11 protein-coding genes and 1 pseudogene are annotated in these 9,355 nt (G+C 72.6%); 9 read left to right on the top strand and 3 right to left on the bottom strand.

The annotated features are described in order from the left end of the window. Both IE312_RS38945 and IE312_RS05575 read right to left on the bottom strand, forming a co-directional pair. A pseudogene (locus IE312_RS38945) lies at positions 1-207 on the bottom strand (hypothetical protein); the annotation flags it as partial. Between the two features lie 142 nt (positions 208-349). Continuing rightward, entirely contained in the window at positions 350-574 is a 225-nt protein-coding gene (locus tag IE312_RS05575) for a hypothetical protein (protein ID WP_189978857.1), read from the bottom strand. A 77-nt stretch (positions 575-651) separates the two neighbouring features. Between IE312_RS05575 and IE312_RS05570 the strand changes: the two genes are divergently transcribed. From IE312_RS05570 to IE312_RS05530, 9 genes are all read left to right on the top strand, one after another. Next, the gene (locus tag IE312_RS05570; protein ID WP_189978855.1) at positions 652-2,103 is read left to right on the top strand and encodes a menaquinone biosynthesis decarboxylase; all 1,452 of its coding nucleotides are present in this window, start codon (positions 652-654) and stop codon (positions 2,101-2,103) included. Continuing rightward, positions 2,100-3,002 (top strand): menaquinone biosynthesis prenyltransferase MqnP, encoded by a 903-nt coding sequence (mqnP, locus tag IE312_RS05565; RefSeq protein WP_189978852.1) that lies wholly within the window; start codon positions 2,100-2,102, stop codon positions 3,000-3,002. Before IE312_RS05570 ends, mqnP begins: the two co-directional genes overlap by 4 nt. Positions 3,003-3,123: 121 nt before the next feature. Next, positions 3,124-3,774 (top strand): UbiX family flavin prenyltransferase, encoded by a 651-nt coding sequence (locus IE312_RS05560; RefSeq protein ID WP_189978996.1) that lies wholly within the window; start codon positions 3,124-3,126, stop codon positions 3,772-3,774. A 57-nt stretch (positions 3,775-3,831) separates the two neighbouring features. Next, positions 3,832-4,287, top strand: a complete 456-nt coding sequence (locus IE312_RS05555; protein WP_103812702.1) for an Lrp/AsnC family transcriptional regulator — start codon at positions 3,832-3,834, stop codon at positions 4,285-4,287. A 38-nt stretch (positions 4,288-4,325) separates the two neighbouring features. Further along, complete coding sequence (gene mqnE, locus IE312_RS05550; protein WP_189978851.1) at positions 4,326-5,489, top strand: aminofutalosine synthase MqnE; 1,164 nt, start codon at positions 4,326-4,328, stop codon at positions 5,487-5,489. 120 nt (positions 5,490-5,609) lie between these two features. After that, entirely contained in the window at positions 5,610-6,260 is a 651-nt protein-coding gene (locus IE312_RS05545) for a UdgX family uracil-DNA binding protein (RefSeq protein ID WP_189978848.1), read from the top strand. A gap of 16 nt (positions 6,261-6,276) precedes the next feature. Beyond that, entirely contained in the window at positions 6,277-6,801 is a 525-nt protein-coding gene (locus tag IE312_RS05540) for a GNAT family N-acetyltransferase (RefSeq protein WP_189978846.1), read from the top strand. 80 nt (positions 6,802-6,881) lie between these two features. Next, on the top strand, positions 6,882-7,190 hold the full coding sequence (locus IE312_RS05535) for a DUF4229 domain-containing protein (protein ID WP_189978844.1): 309 nt from the start codon (positions 6,882-6,884) through the stop codon (positions 7,188-7,190). Positions 7,191-7,221: 31 nt separating this feature from the next. Continuing rightward, a complete protein-coding gene (locus IE312_RS05530; protein WP_189978842.1) occupies positions 7,222-7,863 on the top strand; it encodes a TetR/AcrR family transcriptional regulator in 642 nt (213 codons plus the stop codon). Positions 7,864-8,623: 760 nt separating this feature from the next. Here IE312_RS05530 and IE312_RS05525 read toward each other — a convergent pair. Beyond that, positions 8,624-9,355 (bottom strand): MaoC/PaaZ C-terminal domain-containing protein (locus IE312_RS05525; RefSeq protein WP_229899109.1); only part of this gene is annotated, 732 nt, incomplete at its 5' end.

The following is a 9,355-nucleotide window of genomic DNA, read 5'->3' as shown; positions in this document are numbered from 1 at the left end:
GATCCACAGGATCCGCTTGCTGACCCGCAGTTCCACGGCGGCCGGCGCGGCGGTGCGGGCCGGCGGCGGTACGTCCGGCATGGGCGGCCCGGAGCGCGCGGCGGCCGCCGGCTCCGGCGGCGGGCCGGAGGGCGGCGCGTACGGCGGGGCGTCCGGTGCGGACGGTGGTGCCTGGGCCGGGCGCTCGGGCGGCTTGCCGGTCTCCATGTGGTCCCCCAGAGGTCAGGCGATCCCTAGTGTCTCGCTGCCGACCATTAACCCCACCCCGGACCGGCGGTGGCAAGTCGTTAACACCCGTGCCCCGCCAGCGGTCTGACGGAGCCTCACGCCGTCCGCGGACCGGCAGGCATTAGTCCCGCCGGGGGCCGTCGTCCCCGCCCCGGGTGCGCTCGTCCAGGGACTTCAGGAACTCCGGATTGTCGTCCGGGGCGACCCAGCGCCCCGCGGTGCCGCGGGGCCGCTCGGCCTGGCCGGCGCCGCCCGCCGGTCCGCGCCGGGTACGGCCGGTGAACAGCCAGCTGACGGAGTAGATCAACAGCGCCATGACCAGCAGGAACGGCAGATACCTGAGCATGGCCGCGCGTACTCCCCGTACCGTGAGTCGGACCCTGGTGACCGGGCCAGGGTAGCGGGTGGCAGATACTGGGACACATGGCTTACGACGATCTTCGCTCCCTGCTGCGGGCGCTGGAGCGCGAGGGAGACCTCAAGCGCATCAAGGCCGAGGTGGACCCGTACCTGGAAGTCGGGGAGATCGTCGACCGGGTGCAGAAGTCCGGCGGCCCGGCGCTGCTCTTCGAGAACGTGCGCGGCTCGGCCATGCCCCTCGCGATGAACGTGTACGGCACCGACCGCCGCCTGCTGAAGGCGCTGGGCCTGAAGTCGTACGGCGAGATCTCCGAGCGGATCGGCGGCCTGCTGCGGCCCGAGCTGCCGCACGGCTTCGTCGGCGTCCGCGAGGCCTTCGGCAAGCTGGGCGCGATGACCCACGTACCGCCGCGCAAGGTGAAGGAGGCGCCGGTGCAGGAGGTCGTCCTGCGCGGCGACGACGTCGACCTCGACCGGCTCCCGGCGCTGTTCACCTGGCCCGAGGACGGCGGCTCCTTCTTCAACCTGGGCCTGACCCACACCAAGGACCCCGAGACCGGCACCCGCAACCTGGGCCTGTACCGGCTGCAGCGCCACGACAAGCGCACGATCGGCATGCACTGGCAGATCCACAAGGACAGCCGCAACCACTACCAGGTGGCCGCGCGCCGGGGCGAACGCCTGCCGGTCGCGATCGCCTTCGGGTGCCCGCCCGCCGTGACGTACGCCTCCACCGCCCCGCTCCCCGGCGACATCGACGAGTACCTGTTCGCCGGGTTCCTCGCGGGCAAGCGCATCGAGATGGTCGACTGCAAGACGGTCCCGCTGCAGGTGCCCGCGAACGCCGAGGTCGTCCTGGAGGGCTGGCTGGAGCCGGGCGAGATGCTGCCCGAGGGCCCCTTCGGCGACCACACCGGCTTCTACACCCCGCAGGAGCCCTTCCCGGCGCTGACGATCGACTGCGTGACGATGCGCAGGCGCCCCCTGCTGCAGTCGATCGTCGTGGGCCGGCCCCCCACCGAGGACGGTCCCCTGGGCCGTGCCACGGAACGCTTCTTCCTGCCCCTGCTGAAGATCATCGTCCCGGACATCGTGGACTACCACCTGCCCGAGGCGGGCGGCTTCCACAACTGCGCGATCGTCTCGATCGACAAGAAGTACCCCAAGCACGCGCAGAAGGTGATGCACGCCGTCTGGGGCGCGCACATGATGTCCCTGACCAAGCTGATCGTGGTCGTGGACGCCGACTGCGACGTGCACGACCTGCACGAGGTCGCCTGGCGGGCCCTCGGCAACACCGACTACGCCCGTGACCTCACGGTCGTGGAAGGACCCGTCGACCACCTCGACCACGCCTCCTACCAGCAGTTCTGGGGCGGCAAGGCGGGCATCGACGCGACGCGGAAGTGGCCGGAGGAGGGCTACACCAGGGACGGGGGCTGGCCGGAGATGGTCCTGCCGGACCCTGATACGGCGGCCCTGGTGGACCGCCGCTGGAAGGAGTACGGACTGTGACGTCGGCATCCGCCGCCCTGCCGCAGCCGGGCCGCACCAAGGCCTTCCTGCGCCTGGTCATGATCGAGCACTCGGTCTTCGCGCTGCCCTTCGCCTACATCGCCTCCCTGACGGCGATGTACGAGTGGGACCGCAACATCCACTGGGGCCGCCTGCTCCTGGTCACGGTCTGCATGGTCGGCCTGCGCACCTTCGCCATGGCCGTCAACCGGATCATCGACCGCGAGATCGACGCCCGGAACCCGCGCACGGCCCACCGCGAACTGGTGACCGGCGCGATGTCGGTCCGGCACGCCTGGACGGGCGCCCTGATCGCCCTGGTGGTCTTCCTGGGCGCGGCGGCCCTGCTCAACCCGCTCTGCCTGGCCCTGGCCCCGGTCGCGGTCATCCCGATGGTGGTCTACCCCTACGGGAAACGCTTCACCAACTTCCCGCAGGCCATCCTCGGTCTCGCCCAGTCCATGGGCCCGATCGGCGGCTGGCTGGCGATCAGCGGCGAGTGGTCCTGGACGGCGGTGATCCTCGGCCTGGCCGTCGGCATCTGGATCGGCGGCTTCGACCTGATCTACGCCTGCCAGGACGTCGAGACCGACCGCGAGACCGGCGTCATGTCGGTCCCGGCCCGCTTCGGCGTCCCGGCCGCGATCCGGGGCGCGCGGGTCTGCCACGCCCTCACGACGGCCCTGCTCGTCTGGTACGGGCTGGCCACCCACGCCGGCGCCTTCTTCTGGCTCGGTCTGCTGATCGTCGCCGGAGCCTTCGTCTACGAACACCGCATCGTCCGCCCCCACGACCTCTCCCGGCTGAACCGTGCCTTCTTCTCGGTCAACGGCTTCATCGGCATCGCCCTGTTCGTGTGCGCGCTCCTCGACCTTCTGGTCCGCGGCCTGACCGTCTGAGGACGGGCGGCCCCCTCGCGCGCACGCGGGGGCGCGGCCGGTGCCCCAGGCGCCCACCCGGCCTGAGCCCTGCCCGACCCACCGGTACGCTCAAGATGTGAACGCAGGAGAAACGCAGCGCGTGCCTTGGATCGTGGGGGTGTCCGGAGCCTCCGGGACGCCGTACGCCGCCGCGGTGCTGCGGGCGCTGCTGGAGGCGGGGGAAGCGGTGGACCTGGTGGTCAGCCGGGCCTCGCGGCTGACCCTGCTGGACGAGACGGGGATCGCGTTCCGCGACGCCCACTGGCAGGACGACCTGCGGGAATGGCTCGGCCGGGGCGCCGACGGCAAGCCGGCCACCTTCGCGGCGGACGTCGACGGGGTGCGGTACTGGAGCGCGGGCGACCTCGCCGCCGGCCCCTCCTCGGGGTCGTACCCGGTGAAGGGCATGCTGATCGTGCCCGCCTCCACCGCCTGCGTGGCCGGTGTGGCGCTCGGCCTGTCCAAGGACCTGCTCCAGCGTGCGGCGAGCGTCACACTGAAGGAGCGCCGGCCGCTGGTCGTGGCCGTACGGGAGACCCCGCTGAACGGGCAGACGCTGCGCCACCTCGTCGCCCTGGACGACGCCGGCGCCACGGTCGTCCCGGGCTCGCCCGCCTTCTACGCGGGCGCCACCCACATCCAGGACCTCGTGGACTTCGTCGCCGGCCGGGTGCTGGACGCGGCCGGTGTCGCGCACGGCCTGTACCGGCGGTGGAAGGGCGACCTCGGCGGCGGCACGGCGGACGCGTAAGGCAAGCAGCAGTACCTCTCATCACTTCAGGAACTTTCACCGGAAGGCTTCGATCGCATGGACGCGGTGGACAGGCAGCTCATCCAGGCCCTGAGGGAGAACGGCCGGGCCTCCTACGCGGAGCTGGGGCGCCTCGTCGGCCTGTCGGGCCCGAGCGTCACCGACCGCATCAACCGGCTGGAGGCGGCCGGTGTCATCACCGGGTACCGGGCGACGGTGGACGCGGCCTCCCTCGGCCTCGGCGTCACCGCGCTGATCGGCATCTCGCTCTCGGACGCCGCCGACCACGAGGACGTCGCCCAGCGGCTGCGGGACCTGCCGGAGATCGAGGACTGCTGGTTCATCGCCGGCGACGACTCCTTCATGCTCAAGGTGCGCTCGACGGACGTCGACGGCCTGGAGAAGACCATCCGCCGGCTCAGCGGCACCAAGGGTGTCTCCCGCACCCGTACCACGATCGTGCTGTCCACGAAGTGGGAGAACCGGGTCGGGGAACTGCCCGAAGAGGTCTAGGGATACGGTGGGTCGAGTTGTCGTGGAAAGGTGTGGGTATGGACGTCGGCCTCAAGCGCGAGCTGGAGGAGAAGGTCCGCTCCGGTGAGCGGCTGACCCGCGAGGACGGCATCGCGCTGTACGAGTCGGACGACCTGGCCTGGCTCGGCGGCCTCGCCCACGAGGTGCGCACCCGCAAGAACGGTGACGTGGTCCACTTCAACGTCAACCGGCACCTCAACATGACGAACGTGTGCACGGCCTCCTGCGCCTACTGCTCGTTCCAGCGCAAGCCGGGCGAGAAGGACGCGTACACGATGCGCATCGAGGAGGCCGTCAAACTCGCCAAGGCGATGGAGTCGGAGAACCTCACCGAGCTGCACATCGTCAACGGCCTGCACCCCATTCTGCCGTGGCGCTACTACCCGCGCTCGCTGCGGGAGCTGAAGGCCGCCCTGCCGGAGGTCTCGCTGAAGGCCTTCACGGCGACGGAGATCCACCACTTCGAGACGATCTCCGGTCTGTCGGCCTCGGAGATCCTGGACGAGCTGATCGACGCGGGCCTGGAGTCCCTCACCGGCGGCGGCGCGGAGATCTTCGACTGGGAGGTCCGGCAGCACATCGTGGACCACCGCACCCACTGGGAGGACTGGTCCCGCATCCACCGCCTGGCGCACGAGAAGGGTCTGAAGACCCCGTGCACCATGCTGTACGGCCACATCGAGGAGCCCCGCCACCGCGTGGACCACGTGCTGCGGCTGCGGGAACTGCAGGACGAGACCGGCGGTTTCCAGGTCTTCATCCCGCTGCGCTACCAGCACGACTTCGTGGACATGAAGGACGGCAAGATCCGCAACCGCCTCCAGGCGCGGACGCAGATGGCCACCGGTGCCGAGGCGCTGAAGACCTTCGCCGTGTCCCGGCTCCTCTTCGACAACGTCCCGCACGTCAAGGTCTTCTGGGTCATGCACGGCGTGCAGACCGCCCAGCTCGCCCTCCAGCACGGCGCCGACGACATGGACGGCTCGGTCGTCGAGTACAAGATCACCCACGACGCGGACAACTTCGGCACGCCGAACAAGCTGACCCGCGACGACCTCCTGGAACTGATCCGCGACGCGGGCTTCCGCCCGGTGGAGCGGAACACGCGCTACGAGATCATCCGCGAGTTCGACGGCCCGGACCCGGAGCGCCGGGAGTCCCCGCAGCCGATGCGGGTGTGACACCCGGCGGGCGACCGGTGCGGGTGCTGCGGCCCGGGAGCGCGGGGAACCGCGCGACCGGCCAGGACACGGCCGCGGACGGCAGGGCGTCCGGGACCCCGCGGGGGGTACTCGGACCCCATGGCGACCACGCGAGCGCCTGAGGACGCGTACACCGCGGAGCCCTTCGTGCCGGACGGTGCGGACCTCACCGCCCTGCGCCGCGCAGCGGCCGGGTGTCGCGGCTGCCCCCTGCACCGCGCCGCCACCCGTACCGTCTTCGGCGCCGGGAGCGCCGACGCCCGCGTGATGCTCGTGGGGGAGCAGCCCGGCGACCAGGAGGACCGGCAGGGGAAGCCCTTCGTCGGGCCCGCCGGCAAGCTGCTCGACCGGGCCCTGGCGGAGGCCGGCCTCGACCCCGCCGAGGCCTATGTGACCAACGCGGTGAAGCACTTCAAGTTCACCCGGGCCGCACCCGGCAAGCGCCGGATCCACAAGGCGCCGAGCCTGCGGGAGATGACGGCATGCGGCCCCTGGCTGGCCGCGGAACTGGCGCTGGTCGAGCCGGAGCTGATCGTGGTCCTGGGCGCGACGGCCGGCAAGGCGCTGCTGGGGCCGGCGTTCCGGGTGGGCGAGGTGCGCGGCACGGTGCTCGAACGCGAGATCCACGGCCGGCCGGAGCGGCTGGTGCCCACCGTCCACCCCTCCTCGGTGCTGCGCGCGGACGACCGCGAGCAGGCCTACCAGGGCCTGGTGGCCGACCTCGGGGTGGCTGTCCAAGCCCTCGGGTAATAAGTAAACTCGCTCTGTGCCTCTTACCTTCACCCTGGACCCGGCGATCACCCCGGACCTCCGCGACGGCATCCTCGACTTGTGGACGGCCGTCTCCGACGCGGGCGGTGCCGTCGGCTTCGTGCCACCGGTGACCCGCCAGGAGGTGCGGCCCGAACTGGTGCGCTACCTGGTGCAGATGGTTGAGGGGCGCACCCGGCTGCTGGTCGGCCACGACGAGACGGGCGAGGTCGCGGCGACCGCCTTCCTCACCCGCAACACGCACCGGCTGATGACGCACTGGGTGTGGCTGTACACGGTGATGGTCCACCCCCGGCACCAGGGCCGGGGGTACGGCCGCGACCTGCTGGCCGCCGCCGCCGACGCGGCCCGCCGGATGGAGGGCGTCCAGGCGATCCGGCTGACCTGCCGGGGCGGGCACGGGCTGGAGCGGTTCTACGCCTCCTGCGGCTACAAGGAGGTCGGCCGCGTCCCGGACGCCATCCGCGTCGCGCCGGGCGACGACCGCGACGAGGTGTTCATGCTGCTGCCGCTCGGCTGAGCCGACCCCCCTGAGTGATCGCCCCCGGTCCGTGCTTCACTGGACGATGACCCCTTTTGGAATCGGACGAGTGGATTGAGATGCTCCGCTACACGCTGATGCGCCTCGGTATCTTCGCGGGCTGCCTCGTGGTCGTCTGGGGTGCCGTCTACTCGGGCATCTTCCCGCGCGGCTTCGGCAACTCCAACGGCCTGTGGGTCCTGCTGCTGGCCATGGTCCTGTCGGCCCCCATCAGCTGGGTGGTGCTGCGCAAGGAGCGGGACCGGGCGTCCGTGCGGATCGTGGGCAAGGTCGACCGGATGAAGGCCAACCTGGAGGCCAACCGCAGCCAGGAGGACGAGGCCGTCGACGCCGCGCGGACACAGGGCGGTGCCGCCGCTCCCCGCTAGCGCGGGCCCCCGCCCAACTAGTCTTGCCCCCATGGGTGCCGTCAAGACCAAACGGATGCCGAGGGCGGTGCGCGAGCAGCAGATGCTCGACGCCGCCGTGCGGATCTTCGGGCAACGCGGGTACATGGCCGCCTCGATGGACGAGATCGCCGAACTCGCGGGCGTGTCCAAGCCGTTGGTCTATCTGTACCTGAACTCCAAGGAAGACCTCTTCACGGCCTGCATCCGCCGCGAGGCCGCCGCGCTCACGGCGGCGGTCGGTGCGGGCGTCCGGCCGGGGCTGCCCGCCGACCGGCAGCTCTGGGACGGCCTGCAGGCGTTCTTCGCGCACACCGCCGAGCACCCCGACGGCTGGTCGGTGCTGCACCTCCAGGCCCGTACGCACGGGGATCCCTTCGCGGCCGAGGCCGCCGCGATGCGCGCGGAGATCGTCGCGTTCGTGACCCGGCTGGTCGCGGTGGCGGCCCGGGAGGCCCACCGCGACCCCGACCTGCCGGAACACGAGGTGGCCGGGCTGGCCGAAGCGCTGGTGGGGGCCGCCGAGTCGCTCGCCGCGTGGGCCAACGCCACACCGGGGGCCACGGCCCGCCAGGCGGCCACCACGCTGATGAACTTCGCGTGGGCGGGCCTGGGCAACCTGATGCGGGGCCGCCCCTGGACCCCACCGGCGTAGCCGAGCCGGCCGGCGTGGCTCGCCGTTCCCCGGCGGTGCGGTGGTTGCCGGGCCGTGCGGGTGCAGGCGAACGGGCTGCCGTGGCTCGCCGTGCGGCTGCAGACGACAGGCCGCCGTGGCTCGCCGTGCGGGTCGGCCGTCCTGGCTCGCCGTTCCCCGGCGGGGTGGCCGTTCCTGAATGCCGCCGGTCTAGCCGAGCCGGCTGCCGCGGCTCGCCGTGCGGGCGGGCCGTCCTGGCTCGCCGTTCCCCGGCGGGGTGGCCGTTCCTGAATGCCGCCGGTCTAGCCGAGCCGGCTGCCGCGGCTCGCCGTGCGGGTCGGCCGTTCTGGCTCGCCGTTCCCCGGCGGGGTGGCCGTTCCTGAATGCCGCCGGTCTAGCCGAGCCGGCTGCCGTGGCTCGCCGTGCGGGCGGGCCGTCCTGGCTCGCCGTTCCCCGGCGGGGTGGCCGTTCCTGAATGCCGCCGGTCTAGCCGAGCCGGCTGCCGTGGCTCGCCGTGCGGGCGGGCCGTCCTGGCTCGCCGTTCCCCGGCCGGTGCCGGCGTGGCCGCTGTTGCCCGGCGGGTGCGGTGGTTGCCGGGCCGTGCGGGTGCAGGCGAGCGGGCTGCCGTGGCTCGCCGTGCGGCTGCAGACGACGGGCCGCCGTGGCTCGCCGTGCGGGCGGGCCGTCCTGGCTCGCCGTGCCCGGCCGGTGCCGGCGTGGCTCGCCGTTTGCTGCCGGTGCGGCCGTTCCTGGAGTCCGTCGGCGCAGGGGAGCCGGCCGCCTAGCTCACCGCTCCCCACAGGTGGAGCCGTCCGCCGCCGTCCCGCAGCTCGAAGCGGCCGTTGCCGTCGGCGCCGTAGGTCACCGTCCCCGGTAGCGGGACCGGCGCCCGGAACCCGGCCCGCACCATGGTGCAGTCACCGGTGCCGTGGGCGGCCAGGCAGCGGGCCAGGGTCCACATGCCGTGCGCGACGGCCCGGGGGAAGCCGAACAGGCGGGCGGTGAGCGGGTGCAGGTGGATCGGGTTGCGGTCACCGGACACGGCCCCGTACCGCCGCCCCACGTCCCCGGCGAGGCTCCACTCGGCGACGGCGGGCAGCCGCGCGCCGGTGTCCCGTCCCCGCACGGGGGACGCGGCGGGGCCGGTGCGGTGCCGGGCCAGGTACGTGCTGCGGGACGCCCACACCACCGTGCCCTCCGAGCGGAGTTCCGTCACCACCGCGGCCTCGGTCCCGCGCCGGTGCGCGGCGAGTCCGTCGACCCGGACGGACAGCTCGTACGCACCGTCGGCCGCGAGCGCCGCGCCCCGCACGATCTCGACCGAGGTGTGCACCAGGCCCAGCAGCGGCAGCGGGAAGTCACGGCGGCTCATCAGCCGCATGGCCAGCGGGAAGCCGAGGACGTGCGGGTAGGTGACCGGCAGGGCGGGCTCGCCGGTCGGGAAGCCGCAGACCCGTTCGTACGCGGCCAGCTTCACCAGGTCCACGCGCACGCCGGGCAGCACCAGCCGGGT

The sequence above is a fragment of the Streptomyces capoamus genome (assembly GCF_014654935.1).
In the GTDB taxonomy this organism is placed as follows: domain Bacteria; phylum Actinomycetota; class Actinomycetes; order Streptomycetales; family Streptomycetaceae; genus Streptomyces; species Streptomyces capoamus.
This window is presented reverse-complemented; position numbering and strand designations above follow the sequence as displayed.

Excerpts from the sequence above, each read along its gene's own strand:
- IE312_RS05570 (WP_189978855.1), top strand. The coding sequence starts at position 652 with ATGGCTTACGACGATCTTCGCTCCCTGCTGCGGGCGCTGGAGCGCGAG.
- IE312_RS05555 (WP_103812702.1), top strand. The coding sequence starts at position 3,832 with ATGGACGCGGTGGACAGGCAGCTCATCCAGGCCCTGAGGGAGAACGGC.
- IE312_RS05535 (WP_189978844.1), top strand. The coding sequence starts at position 6,882 with ATGCTCCGCTACACGCTGATGCGCCTCGGTATCTTCGCGGGCTGCCTC.
- IE312_RS05575 (WP_189978857.1), bottom strand. The coding sequence starts at position 574 with ATGCTCAGGTATCTGCCGTTCCTGCTGGTCATGGCGCTGTTGATCTAC.
- IE312_RS05530 (WP_189978842.1), top strand. The coding sequence starts at position 7,222 with ATGGGTGCCGTCAAGACCAAACGGATGCCGAGGGCGGTGCGCGAGCAG.
- IE312_RS05545 (WP_189978848.1), top strand. The coding sequence starts at position 5,610 with ATGGCGACCACGCGAGCGCCTGAGGACGCGTACACCGCGGAGCCCTTC.
- mqnE (WP_189978851.1), top strand. The coding sequence starts at position 4,326 with ATGGACGTCGGCCTCAAGCGCGAGCTGGAGGAGAAGGTCCGCTCCGGT.